Annotated in this window: 24 protein-coding genes; 12 read left to right on the top strand and 12 right to left on the bottom strand. The window is 58.9% G+C overall.

What is annotated here, in order from left to right; translation table 11 throughout:
- Together FE840_RS00515 and FE840_RS00510 are read right to left on the bottom strand one after the other, a co-directional pair.
- The gene (locus FE840_RS00515) at positions 1–1,104 is read right to left on the bottom strand and encodes a CobW family GTP-binding protein (RefSeq protein WP_138287979.1); all 1,104 of its coding nucleotides are present in this window, start codon (positions 1,102–1,104) and stop codon (positions 1–3) included.
- An 85-nt stretch (positions 1,105–1,189) separates the two neighbouring features.
- Complete coding sequence (locus tag FE840_RS00510) at positions 1,190–2,011, bottom strand: creatininase family protein (RefSeq protein WP_138287978.1); 822 nt, start codon at positions 2,009–2,011, stop codon at positions 1,190–1,192.
- A gap of 86 nt (positions 2,012–2,097) precedes the next feature.
- On the opposite strand from FE840_RS00510, the gene FE840_RS00505 reads away from it, so the two are divergent.
- The 4 genes from FE840_RS00505 (at position 2,098) to FE840_RS00490 (ending at position 5,274) form a co-directional block, all read left to right on the top strand.
- Positions 2,098–2,637 carry a MarR family winged helix-turn-helix transcriptional regulator gene (locus FE840_RS00505; RefSeq protein WP_138287977.1) on the top strand — a complete coding sequence of 180 codons (540 nt, stop codon included), beginning with the start codon at positions 2,098–2,100 and terminating at the stop codon, positions 2,635–2,637.
- Positions 2,638–2,715: 78 nt separating this feature from the next.
- Positions 2,716–3,738, top strand: coding sequence for a LacI family DNA-binding transcriptional regulator (locus FE840_RS00500; RefSeq protein ID WP_138287976.1), 1,023 nt, complete (start codon positions 2,716–2,718; stop codon positions 3,736–3,738).
- 14 nt (positions 3,739–3,752) lie between these two features.
- Entirely contained in the window at positions 3,753–4,712 is a 960-nt protein-coding gene (locus FE840_RS00495; protein WP_138287975.1) for a 2-hydroxyacid dehydrogenase, read from the top strand.
- A 106-nt stretch (positions 4,713–4,818) separates the two neighbouring features.
- Positions 4,819–5,274 (top strand): hypothetical protein, encoded by a 456-nt coding sequence (locus tag FE840_RS00490; protein WP_138287974.1) that lies wholly within the window; start codon positions 4,819–4,821, stop codon positions 5,272–5,274.
- 6 nt (positions 5,275–5,280) lie between these two features.
- Here the strand turns inward: FE840_RS00490 and FE840_RS00485 are convergent, their stop codons facing one another.
- Positions 5,281–6,033: a gamma-glutamyl-gamma-aminobutyrate hydrolase family protein gene (locus FE840_RS00485; RefSeq protein WP_138287973.1), complete on the bottom strand. Its 753-nt coding sequence runs from the start codon at positions 6,031–6,033 to the stop codon at positions 5,281–5,283.
- 245 nt (positions 6,034–6,278) lie between these two features.
- Here FE840_RS00485 and FE840_RS00480 point away from each other — a divergent pair, with 245 nt between their 5' ends.
- A complete protein-coding gene (locus FE840_RS00480; protein WP_138287972.1) occupies positions 6,279–7,385 on the top strand; it encodes a TRAP transporter substrate-binding protein in 1,107 nt (368 codons plus the stop codon).
- A 268-nt stretch (positions 7,386–7,653) separates the two neighbouring features.
- On the opposite strand, the gene FE840_RS00475 is transcribed toward FE840_RS00480, so the two are convergent.
- The gene (locus FE840_RS00475; protein WP_138287971.1) at positions 7,654–9,477 is read right to left on the bottom strand and encodes a TRAP transporter large permease; all 1,824 of its coding nucleotides are present in this window, start codon (positions 9,475–9,477) and stop codon (positions 7,654–7,656) included.
- Complete coding sequence (locus FE840_RS00470; RefSeq protein ID WP_138287970.1) at positions 9,470–10,054, bottom strand: TRAP transporter small permease subunit; 585 nt, start codon at positions 10,052–10,054, stop codon at positions 9,470–9,472. Before FE840_RS00470 ends, FE840_RS00475 begins: the two co-directional genes overlap by 8 nt.
- A gap of 330 nt (positions 10,055–10,384) precedes the next feature.
- Here FE840_RS00470 and FE840_RS00465 point away from each other — a divergent pair, with 330 nt between their 5' ends.
- Positions 10,385–10,609 carry an aa3-type cytochrome c oxidase subunit IV gene (locus FE840_RS00465; protein ID WP_138287969.1) on the top strand — a complete coding sequence of 75 codons (225 nt, stop codon included), beginning with the start codon at positions 10,385–10,387 and terminating at the stop codon, positions 10,607–10,609.
- A 143-nt stretch (positions 10,610–10,752) separates the two neighbouring features.
- Here the strand turns inward: FE840_RS00465 and FE840_RS00460 are convergent, their stop codons facing one another.
- Complete coding sequence (locus tag FE840_RS00460; RefSeq protein WP_425502218.1) at positions 10,753–11,619, bottom strand: tetratricopeptide repeat protein; 867 nt, start codon at positions 11,617–11,619, stop codon at positions 10,753–10,755.
- Positions 11,620–11,762: 143 nt separating this feature from the next.
- Positions 11,763–11,990: a 30S ribosomal protein S21 gene (gene rpsU / locus FE840_RS00455; protein WP_138287968.1), complete on the bottom strand. Its 228-nt coding sequence runs from the start codon at positions 11,988–11,990 to the stop codon at positions 11,763–11,765.
- 301 nt (positions 11,991–12,291) lie between these two features.
- Here rpsU and FE840_RS00450 point away from each other — a divergent pair, with 301 nt between their 5' ends.
- The 6 genes from FE840_RS00450 (at position 12,292) to FE840_RS00425 (ending at position 18,215) form a co-directional block, all read left to right on the top strand.
- The gene (locus FE840_RS00450; protein ID WP_138287967.1) at positions 12,292–13,545 is read left to right on the top strand and encodes a sarcosine oxidase subunit beta family protein; all 1,254 of its coding nucleotides are present in this window, start codon (positions 12,292–12,294) and stop codon (positions 13,543–13,545) included.
- A gap of 17 nt (positions 13,546–13,562) precedes the next feature.
- Positions 13,563–13,883, top strand: coding sequence for a sarcosine oxidase subunit delta (locus FE840_RS00445; RefSeq protein WP_138287966.1), 321 nt, complete (start codon positions 13,563–13,565; stop codon positions 13,881–13,883).
- The gene (locus FE840_RS00440; protein WP_138287965.1) at positions 13,880–16,873 is read left to right on the top strand and encodes a sarcosine oxidase subunit alpha; all 2,994 of its coding nucleotides are present in this window, start codon (positions 13,880–13,882) and stop codon (positions 16,871–16,873) included. Before FE840_RS00445 ends, FE840_RS00440 begins: the two co-directional genes overlap by 4 nt.
- Positions 16,866–17,420 carry a sarcosine oxidase subunit gamma gene (locus FE840_RS00435; RefSeq protein WP_138287964.1) on the top strand — a complete coding sequence of 185 codons (555 nt, stop codon included), beginning with the start codon at positions 16,866–16,868 and terminating at the stop codon, positions 17,418–17,420. The genes FE840_RS00440 and FE840_RS00435 overlap by 8 nt, the downstream gene beginning before the upstream one ends.
- Positions 17,421–17,631: 211 nt before the next feature.
- Complete coding sequence (locus FE840_RS00430) at positions 17,632–17,871, top strand: antitoxin MazE family protein (protein WP_138287963.1); 240 nt, start codon at positions 17,632–17,634, stop codon at positions 17,869–17,871.
- Positions 17,868–18,215: a type II toxin-antitoxin system PemK/MazF family toxin gene (locus FE840_RS00425; RefSeq protein WP_138287962.1), complete on the top strand. Its 348-nt coding sequence runs from the start codon at positions 17,868–17,870 to the stop codon at positions 18,213–18,215. The genes FE840_RS00430 and FE840_RS00425 overlap by 4 nt, the downstream gene beginning before the upstream one ends.
- Positions 18,216–18,436: 221 nt before the next feature.
- On the opposite strand, the gene FE840_RS00420 is transcribed toward FE840_RS00425, so the two are convergent.
- The 5 genes from FE840_RS00420 to glgC form a co-directional block, all read right to left on the bottom strand.
- Positions 18,437–18,925 (bottom strand): MaoC family dehydratase, encoded by a 489-nt coding sequence (locus FE840_RS00420; RefSeq protein WP_138287961.1) that lies wholly within the window; start codon positions 18,923–18,925, stop codon positions 18,437–18,439.
- Positions 18,926–19,013: 88 nt separating this feature from the next.
- Positions 19,014–20,969, bottom strand: coding sequence for a glycogen debranching protein GlgX (gene glgX / locus FE840_RS00415; protein WP_138287960.1), 1,956 nt, complete (start codon positions 20,967–20,969; stop codon positions 19,014–19,016).
- Between the two features lie 98 nt (positions 20,970–21,067).
- Positions 21,068–22,696: an alpha-D-glucose phosphate-specific phosphoglucomutase gene (locus FE840_RS00410; RefSeq protein WP_138287959.1), complete on the bottom strand. Its 1,629-nt coding sequence runs from the start codon at positions 22,694–22,696 to the stop codon at positions 21,068–21,070.
- Positions 22,697–22,699: 3 nt separating this feature from the next.
- Positions 22,700–24,139 (bottom strand): glycogen synthase GlgA, encoded by a 1,440-nt coding sequence (gene glgA, locus FE840_RS00405; protein WP_138287958.1) that lies wholly within the window; start codon positions 24,137–24,139, stop codon positions 22,700–22,702.
- Between the two features lie 8 nt (positions 24,140–24,147).
- Complete coding sequence (glgC, locus tag FE840_RS00400) at positions 24,148–25,407, bottom strand: glucose-1-phosphate adenylyltransferase (RefSeq protein ID WP_138287957.1); 1,260 nt, start codon at positions 25,405–25,407, stop codon at positions 24,148–24,150.
- Between the last annotated feature and the right edge of the window lie 3 nt (positions 25,408–25,410).

The following is a 25,410-nucleotide window of genomic DNA, read 5'->3' as shown; positions in this document are numbered from 1 at the left end:
TCAAGCCGTTGCCTCGCAAGCCTTGAAGCTTGCCTCCAGCTTTTCTCGGTCGAGATCTCGTCCGATGAACACAAGGCGGCTTTCCCGCTTTTCGTCCTTCTTCCAAGGACGCTGGTGGTCGCCTTCAATGATCATGTGAACGCCCTGGACGACATACCGTTCCTCATCGCCCTTGAAGGCAATGATGCCTTTGAGACGAAGAATGTTCGGCCCTTGCGTCTGGGTCACCTTCTGGATCCAGGGGAAGAAGCGGTCCGGATTCATCTCGCTGCCCCGCAGCGACACCGATGTCACGGTCACATCGTGGATTGCTGAGGCGGGATGATGATGATGGTCGTGGCCGTGGTCATGATGATGGTGGCCATGGTCATGGTCATGATCGTGATGATGGTGGTGGTGGTCATGATCGTGATCGCAATCAGGGCCACAGACATGATCCGGGTGATCATGGGCGAGGAACTGCGGATCATTTTCGAGCGCCCGTTCCAGATTGAACGCGCCCTGGTTCAAGACCTTGGCGAGATCTACGCCTGAGCGGGTGGTGCTGTAGATACGGGCCGAGGGATTGATCGCGCGAACAATGTCCTCGATGCGATGCAGTTCGTCATGGGACACGAGGTCGGACTTGTTGATCACGACCACATCGGCGAAAGCAATCTGGTCTTCAGCTTCCCGGCTGTCCTTGAGGCGCAGCGGCAGGTGCTTGGCATCGACCAGCGTCACGACCGCGTCGAGCTCCGTCTTGGAGCGGACATCATCGTCCATGAAGAAGGTCTGTGCGACGGGGACCGGGTCGGCAAGGCCCGTCGTTTCGACAATGATGCCATCGAAACGACCTGGACGGCGCATCAGGCCTTCAACGACACGGATCAGGTCGCCGCGAACCGTGCAGCAGACGCAGCCATTGTTCATTTCGTAGATTTCTTCATCTGACTCGACGATCAGATCATTGTCGATACCGATCTCGCCGAATTCGTTGACGATGACCGCATATTTCTTGCCGTGGCTTTCCGTCAGGATGCGGTTCAACAAGGTCGTTTTGCCGGCGCCGAGATAACCTGTGAGTACGGTAACGGGTGTCGGTTTTTGAGTTGCTTCGGTCATGGAAAAACCTCGAAGGGGAGTGGATCCGCCGCAGGCGCGACATGTTATGGTGTTACCCGACATATAAGTGGTGAATGCAGGGAGTTCAAAGGCTTTGTTGTGGGGCTTTCGGCTGCCTGTTGAAATCTGAGACGTCAAAGGCGTGAACATCCTCCAGGAGTTCAATCAGTGCATTGACGGCATGGTCAAGCAGCGCTTCCCCCTTGGCGCTTGTCGCCAATAGGGCGTTTCCAGCGGCGCCCTTTTCATTCAGATCCGACATCTTCCAACCAAAGGCGTGTGGCCCATAGGCACGCAAATGTGTGAACCGGGTGACGAACTCCGATTGCCTCGAGCTGAAGTTCCCGGCTTTTGCCATGTCCACAAGATCGGGCCTCAGTGCCAGCATGACAGATGTTTCGATGTCACCGGCATGGATGTCGATCGCCTTTTCCTCCGGCGTGATGACATGTGGCGGCACACCAAAGCGCGTCCAGCTTGTCGCGACAACGAGCATGTTGAAACGTATCCGGGCCTCGGTCGCAACGATTGTCAGCAAGGGCGAGTTGCCGCCATGGGCATTTAACAGGACCAGTTTTCCAATGCCTCTGTCATGCAGTTCCTTCGCAATTTTCAGCCAGCGTTCGACCGCCTCGGCATAGTCGAGGCTTTTCGTTCCTGTAACGTCGAGGTGCTCGATCGAATAACCCACCGGCTCCACGGGAAGAAAGGTTGCGGGCAGGTGTTGGGGTAGGGAGATCGCCAGTCTTTCCGCAACACCGGCTGCAATGATGCTGTCGGTTTCGAACGGGAGGTGCGGCCCATGCTGTTCATGCGCACCAAGTGGCAGGATCGCGATCCAGTTCGCTCGCGTCGCCGGCGGCAGGGAAAAGTCGTTGTCCATAAAGACCTGCCGAGGTTTGTTCATATGGCCAATCATCCTCATCTTGTTTATGCATAAGGCGCCCTGGCAAAGCGCTGATTGACGGTCCGCATGGGGACGTGGGGGAGAACATGGCTAAAAAGGACAAGGCAGACAAGGCCGGCAAGGAGCAGAAGAAGGCATCCAAGAAAAAGGAGGCTGCCAGCCACAGCGGAGCCCTTGCCGCCACGATCACCCAGGTGGCCCGATCGCTGCGCACGAGGCTTTCGCATAGTCTGGCTGATAGTGGTCTGTATCCTGGTCAGGATGGCGTCATCCAGCTGCTGGCGGCGGAAGAGGGGCTGACACCGGGGCATCTCGCTCAGCGGCTGGGCGTCAAGGCACCGACGATGACCCGTACCATAGGGCGAATGGAAGCGCAGGGTTTTGTCATGCGCCGCACCGATGGCACCGATGGTCGCCTGACCAAGGTTTATCTCACGGATGACGGGCGCAACAGTCTGGCCAAAATCAATGATGCGACCGATGAGTGCCTGCGCCTGGCGACACGTGGATTGTCCGGCAAGGACGTCAAATCCCTGGTCAAGCTTTTGTCTGAGGTTGATGCCAATCTGCAATCGGTCCTGCGTGACGAAAAGGGCCGGCCCGGCGTGGTTGAAAATGACGATTGAAAAGTGAGATTTAATTGTTTAATTAAACTGTTTAAGTCCGCTGCCAGCGGGTGATGAATAGCTGCGACGGGAGGCTACGTGGCGCAAAAGATTAAACTTTCCACGATCGCAGAGACGCTTGGTCTTTCGACTGCAACCATTTCTTTGGCTCTTCGCGACAGCCCCCTTGTGGCAGTCGACACGCGTGAGAAGATCAAGGAACAGGCTCGGCTCCTTGGCTATATCTACAACCGTCGGGCTGCGAGCCTCAGAACGTCTCGCTCGGGCATTATCGGTGTCGTCGTTCATGACATCATGAACCCTTTCTATGGGGAAATCCTGAAGGCTATCGAGGGTGAGCTTGATCGAAGCCGGCAGACCTTCATTCTATCCAACCATTACGACTCCGTCGAAAAGCAACGCATGTTCATCGAGACGCTGCTTCAGCTCGGTGGTGATGGTGTCATCATGTCGCCGGCCATCGGCACGCCGCCGGAAGACGTTGCTCTCGCCGAAAACAACGGAATGCCCGCCATCTTCATCGCACGGTCCATGGATGGCGTTGACGTTCCGATCTATCGCGGGGATGACAGCTATGGCATTTCGCTTGCCACCAATCACCTGATCGGACTTGGTCATCGCACCATCGCAATGATTGGCGGTACGGACCAGACATCGACCGGGCGGGATCGCTATCAGGGTTATGTGAATGCTCTTCGCAAGGCCGGAATTGAGGTCGATCCCGGTCTGCGCATACCTGGGCCACGTACCAAGCAGGGCGGCTTCGAAGCGGCGGTACATTTCCTGTCTTTGCCGCAAAAACCAACGGCTGCCGTCTGCTGGAACGATCTGGTTGCCATCGGTCTGATGAACGGTATCGCCCGCGCCGGGCTCATTCCGGGTCAGGACATTTCAGTGACCGGTTATGATGATCTTGAGGAGGCGTCGATTGCCACGCCCTCCCTGACAACGGTGTGGAACGGACAGGCCGAAGTGGGGCGGCTTGCTGCCCGTGCCCTTCTCGACAAGCTGGCCGGCAGTCACGAGCCTGATGGTATTCACCTGATCAAGCCGGAAATGCGGATACGTCAGTCAACGAGCCCCAATCGCCGGCAAGTGTGACAGAGAGAGCGCTTATGACCGCGTCTGAACCTTACATCCTGATCCCAGGGAAAATCCATCCACGCGTGGTGGAACGACTGGCTGCGCGCTTCAAACTGGTCCAACTGGAAGCCGGGTCCACCGAGGTGGCCGTCGATCTCGCACCATTGATCACGGGGGCTGCCGTGTCGGGGCGGTTTCCGGAAGGCTTGTTCGATCAGCTTCCAAACCTTAGGATTATTGCCAATTTCGGCGTCGGCTATGATGGTGTCCCGGTCCGCATTGCAGCCCGGCGCGGCATTGTCGTCACCAATACCCCGGATGTTCTCAACGACGAGGTTGCCGATACAACCATCGCTCTCCTCCTGAACACGCTGAGGCGTTTGCCGGCTGCTGAAAACTATCTGAGAGCCGGACGCTGGGTTGCCGAGGGCGCGTTTCCGCTCTCACCTCTTTCGCTCAAGGGCCGTCATATCGGCATCCACGGTCTTGGGCGGATCGGGCTGGAGATAGCGGCACGTCTTGAACCCTTCAAGGTCAAGATCAGCTATCATACCCGCCGCCCCCGTGCGGACGTGTCCTATGCTTATCATGACAGTTTGCTGTCCCTGGCGCGGTCAGTGGACACACTGATTTCAATCGTCCCGAAGACTGCGGAGACGATTGGTTCGATCAATGGCGAAATCCTTGAGGCGCTTGGGCCGACCGGAGTCTTGATCAATGTCGGTCGTGGGACGACAGTCAATGAAGATGATCTGATTGCGGCCCTTCAGGCCGGTAGAATTGCCGCTGCGGGGCTCGACGTGTTCGCCGATGAGCCGCATGTCCCGGCCGCCTTGCTCGAATTGCCGAATGTCAGCCTGTTGCCGCATGTGGCGTCGGCTTCGGCACCCACGCGTGATGCCATGGCGGATCTGGTTGTCGACAATCTGCTCTCCTGGTTCGAACGAGGTGCCGTCTTGACGCCAGTGGCCGAAACTCCCGTCCAAGGTTAGCGGCTGGCGGCAAGTGTCATGAACACCTGTCGCCTTTCCAGCCTTCCACAAGCTTCGCGGCGCATTCTTGTCCACGCACTGCAACCCACGGTGCGTGGAGGCTCCGATGAAAGCTCACAAAGTCGTCCTGTTGGCATCCGTATGCTCGGCCAGCGTGACCGCGCTTGGTTTGTCTCTCTGGCACGGGACAAACGGGGCTGCGGCCGTTCAGGGCATTGATCCAATCCAGTCCAGCAGCATTCCGTCGAATATCATCGAGCGCCGGAATGTATCGCCGCCTGCTGTTTTTTCGGTGTCAAATTTTGATCGGCGAACAGTATGCCTCGTCGAGCGCGGTGCGGCGCTCACCAGTCGCAGCCGTGATGTTCATGCGCCGCCGGATTGTGAAGCCGTGATGGCTGGTCTCACGGGTATCCGGACCTGGATAGACAACGAGGACGGCACGGTCACTCTCGTCGACGGACAGGGAGCGGTCGTGCTTTCGCTCACCCGAGGACGGAGTTTTACCTACGAGGCTGTCGATGCGACGGCTGGGGATATTGCGCTCCTTATGGTGCCCTAGCACCGTTCACGCCTTGGATGCAGCGTAAACCCGAACGGCCTCACCAAATGCTTCAAACAGTGCCCTCGACGGTTTGTCTGTCTCCGCCCAGTATTCGGGATGCCATTGTACGCCCACAGCAAAGCCTTTGGCGTCAATCACAGAAACGGCTTCAATCGTGCCATCTTCTGCCAGTGCCTCAACCTGCAAACGCGGGGCGGTTTTCGAGATTGCCTGGCGATGAAGTGAGTTGACGGGAACCGGGCCGGCTCCCAGAAAACCGGCAAGACAGGACCCTTCCGCGATGATCACATTCTGACGGATCGCGTAGGCCACATCCCGGTCCGGAACATCCGGCTTGCGGTGATCCCAGATACCGGGCTGATCCTGGATTTCGCTCGCAAGGGTACCGCCAAGCGCCACATTCAGTTCCTGGATACCCCGGCAGATCGCGAGCATCGGTATGCCCCGTTCCAAGGCCCGACGGATCAGGGGGAGCGAGGTCGCGTCACGTGCCGGATCAAATGGACCGTCGCTGTCTCGTGCCTGAGCACCATAGAGGCTTGGATGAACGTTCGTGGCCGATCCCGAGACGAGCAGACCGTCGACCCGGTCGAGGATGAGGTCCGGATGATTGCCTTCTTCCAGTGCCGGAATCAGAAAAGACATGAGATCCGAGGCTTTGAGCGCGGCATTCACATACTGGGTTTGAACCGAATGCCAGCTTGTTCCATCAAATTTTCGTATGTCGGCGGGAATGGCGACAATCGGCCTTGGCATCGGAAAACTCCCCTTGAAGCGTCAAAAACTCATGCGATGCGGCCGTTGCCGCTGTCAAGATCATGCGATGTTTGCGCAAACATTCCGGCTGCTAATCTTTCATTGATTTCAAGGGGTCCTGCTTTGGCGAAAGAATATGCGCCGGTGACTTGAAACGCTTTGGACAACATGGTTATCTCGCGCATCACTGCCGGGAGGGGCCGTAGATGTTTCCTCGGTGGGGCATTGTAACTGGGAGGTAATTTATGGATCGTCGTTCATTCATCAAAAAAGCAGGTGTTGCCGGTGCAGGCGTTGCTGCGTCGACTGTGCTTGCTGCTCCTGCCATTGCGCAGAGCAACCCGAAGTTCACATGGCGCTGCTCTTCGGGTTTCCCGAAGGCGCTTGACACCATCTATGGTGCTGCCGAAGTCTTCGCGCAGGCCGTTGCCGAAGCAACTGACGGTAACTTCGAAATTCAGGTCTTTGGTGCAGGCGAAATCGTTGGTGCGCTTGAAGGTGCCGATGCCGTTCGCGACGGCACGATCGAAATGGCGCATACTGCGTCCTACTACTTCTTCGGCAAGGACCCGAGCTGGGCATTCGGCACGGGTGTTCCATTCGGTCTGAACCAGCGCATGACCAATGCATGGCTCTACGAAGGCGGCGGTCTCGACCTGCTCAACGAATTCTACGCTGCAAACAACATGATCTGCTACCCGGCTGGTAACACCGGTGCACAGATGGGTGGCTGGTTCCGTAAGGAAATCAATACCGTAGCTGACCTTCAGGGCCTGAAGTTCCGTATCGGCGGTTTCGGTGGTCGCATCATCTCCGAACTCGGCGTTGTTCCGCAGAACATCCCGGGTGGTGACATCTATGCTGCTCTCGAGCGTGGTACGATCGATGGTGCTGAATTCGTCGGTCCTTACGACGACGCCAAGCTCGGCTTCAACAAGGTTGCTCCGTACTGCTACTATCCCGGCTGGTGGGAAGGCGGCGTTACGCTCATGAACATGATCAACCTCGACAAGTGGAACGAGTTGCCGAACAATTACAAGGGCATCGTCAAGTCGGCGTCTGCGCTCGCCAACAGCGTCATGATGGCTCGCTACGACACCCTGAACCCGGCTGCACTGAAGCAACTGGTATCGGAAGGTACACAGCTGCGTCCATACAGCCGCGAGATCCTGGAAGCCTGCTTCGATGCAGCCACCAAGGTCTACGGTCAGATCAGCGCCGAGAACCCGCAGTTCAAGAAGCTGCACGACTCCTACATGGGCTATCGTGGCGACGGTTATCTGTGGTTCCAGCTGTCGGAATACAGCTTCGACACCTTCATGATGCTGCAGCAGCGCGGCGGCAAGCTCTAAGCCGACCTAAAGGGACGAGTCAGCATGATTCCCCGGGATGTTTCTCATCCCGGGTTTTTTGTGTCCAAAGCTGGCTCAGTTCGTGAGTGATCCACGTCGAACAAACGGCTTCACACAGTTGCACCCGGCAGGTCGTGTTGTCGTTTGTCTGGTCGAGTGGCGACCAAGTCGCTGTTCATTCAGGTCCGTTGCAATCGGATGAACGTCAGACACAAGAAACCCGGCGAGAGGCTCGCCGGGTTTCTTCATTTTGAAATCTGCCTTGGTATCAGTCGAACCTTGGAAGCCCGCCAGCATCACCCGGTGCCGGCAGACCGCCCGGTGCCGGCAGACCGCCGCCCGCATCCGGAGTTGCCGGTGGAGCCCCGAAGTTGGGCAGAGCAGGGGCACTTTCACCCGGCAAGCCGAAGCCTGGGCCGCCGGGAAGGCCCAGTCCGCCATCAAGCTCCATCCCCGGCAGGCCAAAACCGCTGCCGCCAATGTTGTTGATGGTCCTGTTGATGTCGCCCTGGTCCATGATGACCGGTTCGCTCTTGTAATGGGTCACAAGGCCTGGGAACGCAATCAGGATACCGAGCATCAGCACATTGATCGCGATAAATGGCAGAGTACCGGTATAGATCGCGCGGGTGGTGATCGGATCAATCATTCGGTTTGTTGTCGTGTCATGCCATGCCTTGGTCGGGGCGACGGATCGCAGATAGAACAAGGCAAATCCAAACGGTGGTGTCAGGAAGCTGACCTGCAGGTTCATCCCGAGCAGCACGCCGAACCAGATGAGGTCGATGCCAAGCTTGTCTGCGACAGGTGCCAGCAACGGGACCAGAACGAATGCGATCTCGAAGAAGTCGAGGAAGCAGCCGAGGATGAAGACGATGATCGTGACGACGATCAGGAAGCCTGTTTCGCCGCCTGGCAGGGCCAGCATCAATTCCTCGACCCAGATATCGCCCGAGATCCCGTAGAAGGTAAGCGCGAAGACACGGGCACCGATCAGGATGAACATGACGAACGTCGCCAGTTTCGCGGTCGAGTCCAGTGCCTGGGTGAGGGTCTTCAGGTCGAGCCTGCGCTTTGCCAGTGCCATCACAAGGGCGCCGGCGGCACCCATGGCGCCACCCTCCGTCGGCGTTGCGATGCCGAGGAAGATCGTGCCGAGGACAAGGAAGATGAGGGCGAGCGGCGGGATCAGGACGATCACGACCTGCTCCGCCATCTTCGACAGGTAACCCAGGTTGAATTGCCGGTTAGCCAGGGCAAAGAGGTAGGGGATGACCGTTGCGGCAAGCGCTGCCCAGACCACGCGCGTCTCGTAGCGGAACTCCGTGAAGATGAAGTAGTAGCTGACGATATAGAGTCCGATCGCAGCCAGCATGATGAAATAGAGAGACTTGCCTCCCGATCCAAGCGGTCGAGCCTCGGGCGGAAGTGCGGGTGCCCATTCCGGCTTTACCAGCGTCACAGCAAAAATGTACAGGCAGTACATGCCGACCAACATCAATGCTGGCAACATAGCGCCCACATACATGTCGCCAACGGAGCGACCAAGCTGGTCAGCCATGACGATGAGGACGAGAGAAGGCGGAATGATCTGCGCCAGGGTGCCGGAGGCGGCGATCGTGCCCGCAGCAAGACCCGGGTTGTAGTTGTAGCGCATCATGATGGGCAGCGAGATGAGGCCCATGGCAATGACCGATGCCGCAACGACGCCGGTGGTTGCCGCCAGCAATGCGCCGACGATGACAACCGCAAAGGCGAGGCCTCCTCGAACGGTGCCGAAAAGCTGTCCGATGGTATCGAGCAGGTCTTCGGCCATCCGCGACCGTTCAAGGATCAAGCCCATGAAGGTGAAGAAGGGGATCGCCAGCAGTGTGTCGTTTCGCATGATGTCGAAGACACGGTTCATATTTGCCTGCGCCAGCGGCCAGGACAATCTGATTTCTGGCGAGATATGGCTCAGTTCTACCCCAACAACGAAGAAGTACATGCCGCCAGCGGCAAGAGTGAAGGCGACCGGATAACCGAGGAGGAGCATGCCCATGACCATGATGAACATGATCGGAGCGAGGTTGTGCGCAATGAGATCAAGCATCTTTCCCACCCTTCATGTCTGCGGCCGCCTCGACCGGTGCTGGTGCTCCGTGACCGTGCTTCACTTCTTCTTCCATCAGCCCCTTCATGATGGCGTAGCGCTTGATGATTTCCGAGAAGGCTTGTGCAGTGAGCAGAATAAAGCCCAGCAAAATGGCTCCCTTGGCAGGCCAGATGATAAGACCGCCTGCATTGGGTGACATTTCACCAGACATGAAAGACCGCCAGAAGAACGGCCAGGCGAGATAGGTCATCATGAGGCAGAAGGGTAACAGGAAGAAGATATGCCCGAGCAGGTCGATCCAGTCGCGCGTGCGCTTCGACCAGTTGCCGGCCAGCACGTCGATCCGGACATGTTCGTTGCGGCGAAGCGTATAGCCGGCTGCCAACATGAAGACGGCACCGAACAGATACCACTGAACCTCCAGCCAGGCGTTGGACGACATGTCGAAGGACTTGCGGATGACGGCATTGCCGGCGCTGATGAGGACGGCTGCCAGCAGCAGCCAAGCCACCGTTCGACCGACCAGCGTCGTCGTTGCGTCAATCGCTCTGGCGATTGTCAACAGGAACTGCATAGAAACTCTCTCCCCGTAGTTTTACGTCGATGCTTAGAGCAAGGTATCCATTGGCGCAACCTTAACCCCCCTTCAAACCACGGGATTTGGGGTATAGTTGGCTTGAATGTGATGCTGGTGGACGGCGGAGGGGCAAAGTGAGTCAAGGACAGGCGCAATATCGTTGGTGCTGACAACAAAATAAGCCTGAACGACTGCGTCATTGCTGAAGATTGCGCTTCCCGTCGGGTTTGTGTATTGCGAGCAGGAACATCTATTTGCCTGATGGTTCGGTTGCCGGGGCTGCCGTGATCGTCTGGATGCTGCGGTTTTAGATTTGGGAGACAAAGCATGAGCGAACATCATTCCGGGCCGGTCGAGACGGGCGCTGCCATGGACTATCAGGAGCACGAAAGGACGTATGAGCGCTTCATTGCAGGAGCCAAGTACGGCACGATCATCACTGTTGCGCTGATGCTGGCGATGGCAGCCGGTTTCTTCGGCGGAGCAGGTCTGATCGGCGGCTTCCTGATCTGGGTTATTCTGAGCATAGCCGGTGTGTTTATCATGCGCTGACGGCTGATCTGAAAAGATCGCACATGCATAGGCGGGAGAGGTGTTGGCCTCCTCCCGCTTTTTTATTGAAAAGTCATGCCTGCCTCACGCGTAGAACAAAGGCCGCACGGGGCGGCCTGGATTTCGTATCCGAACTCTTGTTGTCAGCTTGACGTGTTGCCGCGCGTTCTTGCAAGGCCTGCAGCGGCAGGTTCGTATTTCGGGTCAAGGCGCTGAGCGTGCGCGTAGGATTTGGCGGCACGCGCCATATCGCCCCGGCGCTCATAAATCAGTGCCTGATTGGCCCAGCTTTCCGCGATCTTGTCGTTCAGCTCGATTGCGAGATTAAAGTCGGCAAAGGCATTTTCGTCATCATTGAGTGCCACATAGGACAATCCACGACCGTTGTAGGGTTCCGGCGAGCGCGGCGACAGCGAGATCGCCTTCGAAAAGTCCTCGATCGCCTTTTCGTGTTGTCCGCGTAGCTGATAGATGAGGCCACGATTGTGGTAGGCGCGGCCATCGGTGGTATCAAGCTGGATGGCGCGGTTGAAATCGCCAAAGGCTTCGTCGATGCGCCCGGCCTGGCGGTAGATATTGCCGCGGCCGATATAGGCAACGTCGTAGCTCGGGTTGATCTTGAGAGCTGCATTGTAGTCTGCCGCTGCTTCAACGGGCTTGCCCATGTTGCGGAAGACCAGCGCGCGGTTGGCATAAGCCTGGAAGAAGCGCGGGTTCAGTTGAAGTGCGGTGTTGAAGTCTTCGATGGCACGATTGAATTCACCAGCGCGTCCATAGGCGGACCCACGCACGTTATAGGCTTCCGGGTCGCGCGGATTGGCCTGGATGACGGCGGTGAGCGAGGCAATGTTTTCCTCAGAACCCTGAGCGCGATCCAGTCGAATCACGTCTGTCGTTTCCGTCGTCGTCGCACAACTGGTCAGCGCCAGTGCGGCAGCTAGGACGAAAGCGGAACCGAGGCGGTGTCTGGTGCGTGCAGGCAGGGCGCTTCCGAATCTGGTGAGGTCCATCATAAGTCGCATCATCCGACCGCTGCCGGTCGCAACAGCGGACTGAGGGGCAGCGTAAGTTGGTGTTGAATATCAAAAAAGCGGCGGCGATTCGAATTCGCCCCCGCTCTGATCACATATGAAAACGTCCAAATCGGGGCCGATTAACGGCCTGCGCGAGGAGCCGCGATAAGACCTTCGCGCTGCATGCGCTTGCGAGCCAGCTTGCGGACGCGGCGAACGGCCTCAGCCTTTTCGCGAGCACGCTTCTGCGACGGCTTCTCATAGAAGTCGCGCATCTTCATTTCACGGAAGATTCCTTCGCGCTGCATTTTCTTCTTGAGAGCGCGGAGCGCCTGATCAACGTTGTTGTCGCGGACTAGTACCTGCACGTTTATCCCGTTCCTTTGGTTTTGGGTTGGTCCTTCCGCCGACGAACGCCCATCAACGGAAACAGCATATTGTTCCGCGCGGCCCTGAGACCGTGCGATTAGGGAGGGCTGATACCAGATGATCGGTCGGAAGTCCATATACCCAGTGATGACCGATCCACTATTTTGCCGATGTTGCGGGGCATTATGACGCGTGTCGAAAGCCGAGCGCCAATGCGTCGCAAAATGGACGTCGTGACGCATATTGATTTGCGAGAGCTAAGGTCCTACCCAGAGCCTGAACCACAGGAGTTTGAGGCGAATGCGCAAATATTCGGTCTTTGCCGTTGTCCGTGAGGCAATGCGTGCCCACAAGGGATGGGAGGCTCAATGGGTCTCTCCCGAGCCGCGGCAGTCCTATGACGTCATCATTATCGGCGCCGGTGGCCATGGCCTCGGCGCGGCCTATTATCTGGCCAAGGAGCACGGCATTACCAATGTCGCCGTGATCGAAAAGGGCTGGCTCGGCGGTGGCAATACCGGCCGTAACACGACGATCATCCGGTCCAACTATCTCTATGAAGAGAGCATGGACATCTACGAGCATTCGCTGAAGCTCTGGGAGGGACTTTCCCAGGACCTGAACTACAATGTCATGTATTCGCCGCGCGGCGTGATGATGCTGTCGCACAACGTGCATGACATGCAGTCCTTCAAGCGCCATGTGAATGCCAACAATCTCTATGGCATCGACAATGAATGGTTGACGCCGGAGCAGGCCAAGGCGTTCTGCCCGCCGCTCGATATCTCCAAGAGTGCGCGCTACCCGATCAATGGGGCAGCGCTGCAGCGTCGCGGTGGCACGGCGCGTCACGATGCGGTTGCCTGGGGCTATGCGCGCGCGGCGTCGGATCGCGGCGTGCACATCATCCAGAATTGCGAAGTCACCGGCATCCGTCGTGGTCCGAATGGGGAAGTCACCGGCGTCGACACGACCAAGGGCTTCATCGGCGCAAAGAAGATCGGCGTTTCCGCTGCCGGCCATTCCTCCGTCGTCATGGGCATGGCGGGCGTTCGTCTTCCCGTTCACTCGACGCCGCTGCAGGCGCTCGTCTCCGAGCCGCTCAAGCCGATCTTCCCCTGCGTGGTCATGTCCAACACCGTGCATGCCTATATCTCGCAGTCGGACAAGGGCGAACTGGTCATCGGTGCCGGTACCGACCAGTACAATTCCTACAGCCAGACCGGCGGCATGCAGATCATCACGCATACGCTCGATGCCATCTGCGAGCTCTTCCCGATGTTCCGTCGGGTGAAGATGATGCGGCAATGGGGCGGGATCACCGACAACACCGCTGACCGTTCGCCGATCCAGAGTGTGACGCCGGTTCCGAACCTCTTCGTCAATGCCGGCTGGGGGACGGGCGGTTTCAAAGCGACGCCGGGCTCGGCCAACCTCTTTGCTCATCTCATCGCCAAGGGCGAGCCGCACCGGCTGGCCCAGGGCCTGACGCTCGACCGGTTCCGCACCGGCCGCCTCATCGACGAGGCCGCCGCCGCTGCCGTGGCGCACTGAATTAGGGATCGTCCATCATGCTGGTCATCAAATGCCCCTATTGCGAAGAAGAGCGTGCAGAGCTCGAGTTTCGCGCTGCCGGTGAAGCGCATATCGCGCGCCCGGAAAACATCGCCTCGATCACGGACGAGGAATTCGCGGATTACTTCTTCCTGCGTGATAACCCGAAAGGCATCATCTTCGAGCGCTGGCGCCATATCCATGGCTGCGGGCGCTTCTTCAACGCGGCCCGCGACACCGTTTCCGACAAGATCCTTGTGACCTACAAGGCCGGTGAACCCATGCCCGATCCTGCAACTCCGGTTGCCCCGTCTGCATCGAAGGGAGACAAGGCATGAGCGCTGCCAATCGTATTCCCGGCAAGGGCCGCCTGACGCCAGCGCTGACCGCCCGCTTCACCATCGATGGCCGCACTTTGACGGCTTTCGAAGGCGATACGGTGGCGTCCGCCATGATCGCCAACGGCATGCATCTCGCCGGCCGCTCATTCAAGTATCACCGTCCGCGCGGCATCCTGACATCAGGTCCGGAAGAGCCGAATGCCTTGCTCGACGTCTCGCGTGACGCTGCCCGCCGCCAGCCGAATGTGCGGGCGACCGTGCAGGAAGTCTTCGACGGCATGAAGATCGAGACGCAGAACCGCTGGCCGTCGCTGTCGCTCGACATCGGCGAGGTCAACAACCTGCTGTCGCCCTTCTTCGCCGCCGGCTTCTACTACAAGACCTTCATGTGGCCGAAGGCCGCCTGGCACCAGATCTATGAACCCTTCATCCGTCGCGCCGCCGGTCTCGGTCATGCGCCGAAGGAAGCCGATCCCGATCATTACGCCAACCGTTACGCCCATTGCGACGTGCTAGTCATTGGTGGCGGTGCCGCAGGTCTCGCCTCGGCGCTCGCTGCCGCCCAGACGGGCGTACGCGTCATGATCGTTGACGAACAGCCGGAAATGGGCGGTGCCTTCCACTTTGACACCGGTGCGACCGTCGACGGCCAGAGCGGCTGGGACTGGGCGCATGCGACCGTTGCCAAGCTCAAGGGCATGTCCAACGTTACCGTGCTCTCCCGCACGACGGCCTTCGGCTATCACAACCACAATTACGTGGCGCTGGTTGAGCGTGTTACCGATCATGTCGCCAAGCCCGCCAAGAACCAGCCGCGTGAACGGCTGTGGCAGGTGCGTGCCAAGCGCGTGATCATCGCCAGCGGTGCAATCGAGCGCCATATGGTGTTTGCCAACAATGACCGTCCCGGCATTATGTTGGCGGCGGCGGGCCGCACCTATCTCAACCATTTCGGCGTTGCCGTCGGTGCCAAGGTTGGCGTCTACACGGCGCATGACTCGGCCTATGAAGCGGCAATCGATCTCAAGAAGGCTGGCGTTTCCGTGCCTGTCATCGTCGATGCCCGCGAGAAGCCGGGCGAGGGTGTTCTGACCCAGGCGCGTGCGCTCGGGATCGAAGTCCTGACCGGTCACGGCGTGGTCGATACGGCTGGCCGTCTGCGTGTCCGCTCGATCACCGTTCGCCGCAATGGCGGCGGCGCCACTCGCAAGATCGAGGTCGATTCGCTCTTGATGTGCGCCGGCTGGACGCCGTCTGTGCACATGTTCTCGCAGTCGCGCGGCAAGCTGAAGTTCGACGCCGCCAACCAGCGCTTCCTGCCTGATGTCTATGCCCAGGACTGCATCTGCGTTGGCGGCTGCAACGGCACCGATGATCTGCAGGCTCTGCTCGATGAGGCAACGGCTGCCGGTCTCTCCTCCGCCAAGGCTGCGGGCGCGACCGAGACGCCTGCCGTTTCGCTGTCAGGTGCCAATGCGCATGCCTGGACTGGCGGCATGATCGGCGCTGCCGAAGGCGCTGGCCGTGACGACAACGTCAAGGCCTTTGTCGACTTCCAGCACGATGTCTGCGCCAAGGATATCAGGCTCGCCGTGCGCGAGGGCATGCATTCGATCGAGCATATCAAGCGCTTCACGACGAACGGCATGGCGTCCGACCAGGGTAAGCTCTCCAATATGCATGGCCTCGCCATTGCTGCCGAAGTGCTTGGCAAGGAGATCCCTGAGGTCGGTCTCACCACCTTCCGCGCGCCCTATACGCCCGTCACCTTCGGCACGCTGATCAACCACTCGCGCGGCGAGCTGTTCGATCCGGTGCGCAAGACGCCGATGCATGCCTATGAGGTCTCCCAGGGTGCCGTCTATGAAGACGTCGGCAACTGGAAGCGCGCCTGGTATTACCCCAAGGCGGGCGAGGACATGCATGCCGCCGTCAACCGCGAATGCAAGACGGTGCGTGATGTCGCCGGCGTGTTCAACGCTTCGACACTCGGCAAGATCGAGGTCGTCGGGCCTGACGCTGCCGAGTTCCTGAACCTGATGTACACCAATGCCTGGGACACGCTGAAGCCCGGCAAGGCGCGCTACGGCATCATGACGCGCGAAGACGGCTTCATCTATGACGATGGCGTCGTCGGTCGTCTGGCGGAGGATCGTTTCCATGTGACCACCACGACGGGCGGTGCGCCGCGTGTGATGCACCACATGGAAGACTATCTGCAGACGGAATTCCCGCATCTGAAGGTCTGGCTCACCTCGACCACGGAACAATGGGCCGTCATCGCCGTCCAGGGTCCGAAGGCGCGCGATATCATCGCGCCGTTCGTTGAGGGCATCGACATCTCGAACAAGGCCTTCCCGCATATGAGCGTGGCCGAAGGCAAGTTCTGCGGCGTGCCGACGCGTCTCTTCCGCGTGTCCTTCACCGGCGAGCTCGGCTTCGAAGTCAACGTTCCCGCCGATTTCGGCGCGGATGTCTTCCGGCAGATCTGGGAGCGTGCCCAGTCGCTCGGCGCTTGCCTCTATGGCACCGAGACCATGCATGTCCTGCGCGCCGAGAAGGGCTATATCATCGTCGGTCAGGATACTGACGGGACGTTGACGGCCGACGATGCCGGCCTCTCCTGGGCGGTGTCGAAGAAGAAGACCGATTTTGTCGGTATTCGCGGCATGAAGCGTCCTGATCTCGTCAAGGAAGGCCGCAAGCAGCTCGTCGGCCTTCTGACGAAGAACCCGAATGAAGTGCTGGAAGAGGGCGGTCAGATTGTCGCCAATCCGAACCAGCCGAAGCCGATGACCATGCTCGGGCACGTCACCTCGTCCTACTGGTCGGAAAACCTCGGTCGATCGATTGCGATTGCCATGGTGGCCGGTGGCCGCGCACGGATCGGCGAGACGCTGTATGTGCCGATGAAGGACAAGACCATCGCGGTGGAGGTCACCGACATGGTATTCTTTGACAAGGAAGGAGGCCGTATCCATGGCTGATATGTCTGTTGCAGAACGCAGAAACGTTCTCGCCGGCTTCCATGGCGGCAGCGCCAAGGTGCGCCTCACCCCGGCGCTTCCCGCGACCCGCGTCTCACTGCGCGCCGGTGCCGATGCCGTTGCCGGTCTTTCGAAGTCGCTCGGTCTGAAACTTCCGACAAAGCCGAAGACCTCCGCCTCCGCCAAGGGCCGCACGGCCTTCTGGATCGGTCCGGACGAATGGTTCCTGATCGATGAGAAGGGTGACACGCTGATGGCCGATTGCGCCGCCTCCGGCGTGGTGCATTCGGCGACCGACATCTCCCACCGCAACACCGCGATCATCGTTTCGGGACCTGCCGCTGCCGACACCCTGAATGCGGCCTGCCCGCTCGACCTCTCGCTCGCCGCCTTCCCGGTGGGGGCTGTGACACGCACGGTGTTCGGCAAGATCGAGATCATACTCTACCGCGTTGAGGAAGAGACCTTCCGCGTCGAATGCTGGCGGTCCTTTGCGGAGTACGCGTTCGGCATGCTCGCCGAGGGCGCGGAGGATGCTTCGCTCTGAGGGGCGGGTGCTTTGAGAGATTTGAGGAGGCCGGGGTGACCCGGCCTTTTTTTGCGGAACACGACACCCTGCCTGGTCGCGGTTGCAAATGCCTCCTGTCACCTCCGCACTCTGCATCGTAAAGGCTCGCAATCTCTGTCGGTCCATGATAGGTTACATGTAACCCGATCAAGGTTGTGAAAACAATGATGCGAAGCAGATGGAGCCTGTCATGTCCTCTATCGCCAAACCCAAGCCATCCCGCCTGAAGGTGAGCGAGCATCGCGCGCGCCTGCGGTCGCAAGGTTTACGCCCGATCCAGATCTGGGTGCCAGACGTCCGTGCGCCGGCGTTCAAGGCGGAAGCGCATCGTCAGTCACTTGCAGTTGCAACGAGCGCTCATGCGCTGAGCGATCAGTCATTCATCGATGCGGCCTCCGCCATCGACTTCGAAGATGGTGAAGGTGCGTGAGACGCGGCGACATATGGACGGTCTCCGGCGGCAAGGACTATGCGGGAGAGCCCCGCCCCGTTGTCGTGGTGCAGGATGAGGCGTTTGACGCCACGGATTCCATCACCATCTGCGCCTTCACCACAGATGAAACAGACGCACCGCTATTTCGGCTGCCGGTGACGCCGAATGAAAGAAACGGGTTGCATACGCCTTGCCACCTCATGGTGGACAAGATCACGACAGTTCCGAAGTCCAAGATCGGAACAAAAGTCGGACGGTTGGATGACGCCGATATCCTGCGGCTCAATCAGGCTGTTCTTGTCTTTCTCGGTCTCGCAGGTTCGCCAAGAGCGAAAAGCTAGATACCGCAACTGCCTTCATGATCGACGGGAATCATCCTTTTGATCGCGACATTTTTTATGAGTGGTGTCACCCCGCAACTCTGTTGCGTTCAGGCAACTGGGTCTCCCACACCGCCCATTTGACCCAAACCCTCACATGAGCGGGCCTGGCGGCAAAAACTTTCTCGAATGACTTCGGTACGATCCGACACCATGGCGTTGCTTCCCCCTATCGGATCCGGCTAGACCCCTTCCGGTCGATCCTTCGGGTCGAACTGCGAAATGGTGATCCAGTTGGCCGTCAGCGCCGGCTTGCGCTCGTCCTCGATCTCGACCGTGACCTCATAGGTGTTCATCAGCATGCCGGCGCCGCGAAAGCGGGCTTCGGCGAGCTTGAAGGAGCCGCGAATGCGCTTGCCTGTGCGCACGGGTGACATGAAGCGGACTTTCTCGAAGCCGTAGTTGATGCCCATCGTCTGTTCGCGGATCTTTGGCAGGCAGTTGTAGTTCATGGCAGAGAGCAAGGAGAGCGTCAAAAAGCCGTGGGCGATCGTGCCGCCAAAGGGCGTTTCTGCTGCTGCGCGCACGGGGTCGGTGTGGATGAACTGGTGGTCCATGGTGGCGCCTGCAAAGGCATCGATCATCCGCTGGTCGACGGTGATCCAGTCGGACACGCCGACGATGGTTCCAACGAGGCCCGGCACGTCCCTGAGCGAAATCTCCTGCGGCATGAAATCAACCTGATCTTTGAACGATTGCAGTCAGCTATAACCGCTTCTCAACAAGCTGAACAGGCGTCAGTTGCTGCAGTGCGAGAAGTCAGGTCCCGACCCAGAACTCGACGCTTCGAGGCGCGAGCGCAAGCTTTGCGCCTTGTTTTCCGGAAAAGGCGTTTTGCCAGTGAAGATTGCGCCCATCCGGAAGTGCGAAGTCGCTTGGCTCCCGTCCACGATTGAAAAGGATGGCGAGGCGAACATTTTTGCCGGTGTCGCGATCATGGGTTTTCAGGATCATCGCGAATGTCGCACGGTCCGGCATCTCCCAGTCAGCCACTGTCATCGGCGTGCCTGCGGATGTCACCCAGTCCACCTCCGCATCGGTGAGGATATCCGTCTCCTGCAAGGCAGTGAAGCGCCGGCGAAACTTCGAGAGAAGGGCCGTATGTTCGATCAGGTCGTCATTTGCACCATCCCAGTCCAGCCATGTCAGCGGGTTGTCCTGGCAATAGGCATTGTTATTGCCCTTCTGGCTGCGGCCAAACTCGTCACCTGCCGTCATCATGATGGTGCCACGGCTGGCAAAGAGCGTGGAGAGCAGCGCCTTGACGTCGGTGACGCGGTTTTGTGCAATCGCCGCATTGTCCGTGTCCCCTTCCACACCATTGTTCCAGGAATGGTTTTCGTTATGGCCGTCGCGATTGTCTTCGCCGTTGGCCTCGTTGTGCTTGTGCTGATGGGAAACGAGGTCAAACAGGGAAAAACCGTCATGAGCGGCAATGAAGTTGACGCTGCGGGTCTTGCCGTAACCCGTCGGAGCGAAAAGATCCGATGATCCCGCAAGTGCCGTTGCAAGATCTCCGGTCGTTCCAGCGTCGCCGCGCCAATGACGACGGAAGGTATCACGGGCGCGGTCGTTCCATTCCAGAAACGGGGACGGAAAACGTCCGAGCTGATAGCCGCCGGGACCGATATCCCAAGGCTCGGCGATCATGATCCGGTCTTTGAGGAGATCATCATCGAGTATGGCTCTCAGTGTCGGCGCATCGGGATGGAAGCCGTTCCAGTGTCGTCCAAGGACTGGTGCAAGGTCGAAGCGGAAACCATCGATACCGGCATTTTGGACGAAGTGGCGAAGCGTATCGACAATCAGCCGGCGGATATAGGGATGGTCGCAGGCGAGCGTGTTGCCACAGCCCGTATCGTTGACCAGCGTACCGGGATCATCGGTGACATGCCGGAAGAGAGAACGGTTGTCGATACCCCGCAGTGAAAGCGTTGTGCCATGAACATCGCTTTCGCCCGTGTGGTTGAAGACGAGGTCGAGGATGACCCCGATGCCTTCGGCGTGCAGGGCGGCGACTGTCTCACGAAGCTCGCGGATACCTCCGGGCACAATGCGTGGATCAAGCGCCATCATGGCCACCGGGTTATAACCCCAGCTGTTGGTGAGACCCAAAGGCGGCAGGTGGCGTTCGTCAATCCAGGCCGTGATCGGCATCAATTCGACAGCGTCGACACCAATGCGTTTCAGATGTCTGATGATTGCCGGATGGGCAAGCGCTGCCAAAGTGCCGCGCTCTGTCTCCGGCACATCCGGATGCTGCATGGTCAGCGCCTTGACATTGACCTCATAGATCAACCCGCCCGGCGCGAAATGCGGTTTTCCGAGTGTGACGGGCTGATGGGTGCGCAGGATGGTTTTCGGCATTAGATCGGCCGTGTCGACGCCGAAATGCCCCAGCGCCGGATGGTAGCGGAAGGGACGATCGACTTCCGTGGCATAGGGATCCACAAGGAGCTTGGTCGGATCGTACCAATGGCCTTCTGTCGGATTATAGGGTCCGTGGATGCGAAAGCCGTAGCGTGCGCCCTCTGTCATTCCATTGACGAGCAGGCGGTGCACGTCATCGGAACCACGTTCCATTTCCAGTCTTGCCAGTTCCTGTTCGCCGTCCTCGTCAAAAAGGCAAAGTTCGACACGACTGGCATGGTACGACCAGATCGAGACATCCGCTCCGTTATCATGGGCGATGGCTCCGAACGATGGCTTCAACATGGGGCGGCCTCGATCTAGCGGGGATCCAGTGGCTGTTTCTATTGCGACGTCGTGGGAATGGCCGGACGAAATTTTCTCCGTCCGTCTTGTCCGCACATTCAGGTAATGACCGTGGGCTCGTTCATGCCTGTGAATTTCCGGATCTCGGCAATCGTTTCGGCAGCCCCTATCAGATCTTCCAGTGCCTTCTGGGTTTCGATCTGATGCTTGGCCGCATCTGCTTCATAGCGCTCGACATAAAGGCGCAGGGTAGCGCCGGATGTGCCGGTGCCCGAGAGGCGGAAGACGATCCGGCTTCCACCTTGGAAGAGGATGCGGATGCCCTGGTTCCTGGAAACGGATTGATCGACCGGATCAAGGTAAGAAAAGTCATCGGCTTCCGAGACGATCAGGCTACCGATCTGTGTGCCGGGAAGGGTCGAGAGCTTGTTCCGTAAGGCCGACACCAGCGCATTGGCCTGATCGGTATCCACACCTTCATAGTCATGGCGGGAATAATAGTTGCGGCCATATTCCGCCCAATGCTTGAGGATGATGTCCTTCACACCTTCCTTGCGAGCGGCAATGATGTTGAGCCAGAAAAGGACTGCCCAAAGCCCGTCCTTTTCCCGAACATGGGCCGAGCCCGTGCCAAAGCTCTCTTCGCCGCAAACCGTCACCTTGTCGGCATCCATCAGATTGCCGAAGAACTTCCAGCCGGTTGGTGTTTCGTACATGCCGATACCAAGCTTTTCTGCAACGCGGTCCGCTGCGGCACTCGTCGGCATGGAGCGGGCAATGCCCGCTATTCCTTTGGCGTAACCCGGCGCACAGGTCGCATTGGCGGCGATGACCGCCAGACTGTCCGAGGGGGTCACGAACATACCCTTGCCGACAATCATGTTCCGATCGCCGTCGCCATCGGATGCCGCGCCAAAGTCTGGGCCATCCACGCTCATGACGTCGTCATAGAGTTCCTTGGCGTGCACTAGGTTCGGGTCCGGATGGTGGTGGCCGAAGTCGGGCAGGGGGATTTCGTTGCGCACGGAGCCGGCGGGTGCGCCGAGGCGCTTTTCCAGGATCTCGACCGCATAGGGGCCGGTGACGGCGCTCATGCTGTCGATCACCACGCGGAAGCCGCTTGCGATCAGGGCACGGATGGCAGGGAAATCGAAAAGCGTTTCCATGAGGTCGGCATAATCCGTGACCGGGTCGATCACCTCAACGGTCATTCCGGCGAGATCGAAGCTGCCCACCGTGTCGAGGTCGATGTCTGCGACGTCGGCGATCTTGTAGCTGTCGATGACCTTGGTGCGGGCAAAGATCGCGTCGGTGATCTTCTCCGGGGCCGGTCCGCCATTGCCGATATTGTACTTGATGCCGAAGTCTTCGGTCGGCCCGCCGGGATTGTGGCTCGCCGAAAGCACGATGCCACCAAAGGCACCGTATTTGCGGATGACATGCGAGGCGGCGGGGGTGGACAGGATGCCGCCCTGACCGACCATGACCTTGCCGAAGCCATTGGCAGCCGCCATCTTCAGCGCCACCTGGATGACTTCGCGATTGTAGTAACGGCCATCGCCGCCAATGACGAGCGTCTTGCCTTCAAAGCCTTCGAGACTGTCGAAAATCGCCTGGATGAAGTTTTCCGCGTAGTTCTCCTGCTGGAACACCGGAACCTTCTTGCGCAGACCGGAGGTACCCGGCATTTGGTCCGCATAGGGTTTCGTTGCGACGGTCGAGATCATGGCTTATTGGCCTTTCTGAGCGAGGCGTTGATAAAGATCGACATAGGCTGCGGCACTGCGGGTCCAGGAGACGTCGGATTTCATGCCCTGCTTCTGCATGCGGGTCCAGGTCTTGCGATCATTGAAGAGCCGCAGTGTTCGTCGGATGGCACGGCGCAACTGTTCGGCAGTGACCGGTTGAAACTGTAGGCCCGTTGCCGCTCCGGCCGCCAATGCTGCGCCATTGGCATCAATCACCGTGTCCGCCAGCCCGCCGGTGCGGGCAACAAGTGGAATGCAGCCATAGCGGAGGGCATAAAGCTGCGTCAGGCCGCAGGGTTCGAAGCGGGATGGCACCAGAATGACATCGCTCCCGGCCTGCATGAGGTGTGACAGGGCTTCGTCATAGGCAATCGACATGCCCACCCGGCCCCGATGCCTGTCTGCCCCGGTGAGAAGGGCTGTCTCGAGAGCACTGTCGCCCGACCCGAGAATCACGAGCTTGGCCCCGGTTGCCACAACGTCATCCATGATCTCGGCAAGGAGATCCATTCCCTTTTGCCAGGTCAGGCGGGAGATCACGCAGAAGATCGGCTGGTCGTCCTCGTCCAGTTCGAAGCGCTTGGTCAAGGCCGCACGGTTGGCTGCCCGCTTTTTCAGGCTGCCGGCTCCGTAGTTTGATGCCAGAAGCTTGTCTGTCTCCGGGTTCCACACATCGATATCAATGCCATTGACGATGCCAAAAAGATCGGCTGTGCGGCTGCTGATCAGCCCGTCCAGTCCCATGCCGAATTCCGGTGTGAGGATTTCTTCGGCATAGGATGGGCTGACGGTTGAAACGGCATGGGCAGTGACAATGCCGCCTTTGAGATAGCTGATCGTTCCATAGTATTCGAGCGCCTCGCCATAGGCATGGGCGGGCAGGCCGAGTGAAGGAAAGATAGCAGCGGAAAACTGGCCCTGAAAGGCGATGTTATGGATCGTGATCAGGCTCGGTTTTTCCGGGGCATCGGCATAACGCATGAAGACCGGGACAAGCGCTGCCTGCCAGTCATGGACATGCACCAGATCCGGTTCCCAATGGGCAAGTGCGCCAGCCGCGATTTCTGCGCCCGCCTTGGCAAGCACGGCAAAGCGTTTCCAGTTGTCTGCATAGTCCCTGGCGCTTCCATCAAGGTAGGGCCCGCCAGAGCGCTGGTACAGAGGCGGTGAATCGAGGATGAGAAGGTCCAGCCCCTGATGCTTGGCATGCAGGAGGGTTGCATGCTCGCCCAGCAGATCTGGAAACTCCATCAGTTTCTTCGGTGCCTTGACCGTCTTCATCACCGCTGGGTAGCCGGGGATCAGCGTTCGCGTCTCGCAACCGAGACCCGCCAGCGCCAAAGGAAGGGCGCCGGCGACGTCGGCCAGGCCGCCTGTCTTGATCAGGGGATAAAGCTCGGAGGCGACCGAAAGGATTTTCATGGAGTGGTTCAACCCAGGTTGTCGATCATCTTCTGTGTGATCAGGCAGATCCCGTTTTCACTTCGGCGGAAACGCTTGGCATCCATTTCCGGGTCTTCTCCAACGATCAAGCCTTCGGGGATCACGACTCCATGATCTATCACGACATTCGTGAGACGCGCATGACGACCGATCTGGACCTTGGGCAAGATCACAGCCCCTTCGAGACGGGAATAGGAATTGGCACGAACGCCTGTGAAAAGGAGGCTCTTGTAGAGTGACGAGCCTGAAATAATGCAGTCCCCGGAAACCAGCGAGGAAATAGCCGAACCCCTTCGTCCTTCGTCATCATGGACGAATTTGGCCGGCGGCGTGATTTCGGAATAGGTCCAGATGGGCCAGGACTTGTCGTAGAGATCGAGTTCCGGAACCACGTCGGTAAGGTCGATGTTGGCCTGCCAATAGGCGTCGATCGTGCCCACATCGCGCCAGTAGGGTGTCTTCTCGAAATCGGAGCGGACGCAGGACTGGGCGAAGCGATGGGCGACGGCCTTTCCTGTCTTGACCAGGTAGGGGATGATATCCTTGCCGAAGTCGCGGCTGGAATTCGGGTCGTTGGCGTCACGCCGCAGGAGATCCATCAAGAGCTTGGTGTGGAAGACATAGATGCCCATGGATGCAAGGGCGAAGTCTTCATTGCCTGGAATGCCCGGAGGATCGGCCGGCTTTTCCACGAAGTCGATAATGCGGTCAGTCTCATCCACATGCATGACACCGAAGCCCGTGGCTTCCATGCGCGGCACTTCGAGGCAGCCGATGGTCACGTCTGCGCCCGAGTTGACGTGCTGGCGCAGCATCTGCTCGTAGTCCATCTTGTAGATGTGGTCGCCGGCAAGGATCACCATGTATTCGGGTCCGTAGGACTCGATGATGTCGATGTTCTGGAAGACGGCGTCGGCGGTTCCCTCATACCATTGCGTTTCCGATACGCGCTGGGAAGCAGGCAGGATGTCGAAGCTTTCATTGCGCTCGGGGCGGAAGAAGTTCCAGCCGAGCTGCAGGTGTCTGATCAGCGAGTGGGCCTTGTACTGGGTGGCGACCCCGATGCGACGGATGCCGGAGTTCAGGGCGTTTGACAGGGCAAAATCGATGATGCGGGCCTTGCCGCCAAAATAGACGGCCGGTTTTGCACGACGGTCGGTGAGTTCCTTGAGGCGGCTGCCGCGACCGCCGGCGAGCACATAGGCCATAGCATCACGGGCCAATGTTTTGTTTTTTGTTGGTGTCATTTT

Origin of the sequence: Peteryoungia desertarenae (assembly GCF_005860795.2) — a bacterium.
GTDB classification, from domain to species: domain Bacteria; phylum Pseudomonadota; class Alphaproteobacteria; order Rhizobiales; family Rhizobiaceae; genus Allorhizobium; species Allorhizobium desertarenae.
Note: the sequence above shows the minus strand (reverse complement) of the source record. Positions and strands in the feature narration are given on the sequence as shown.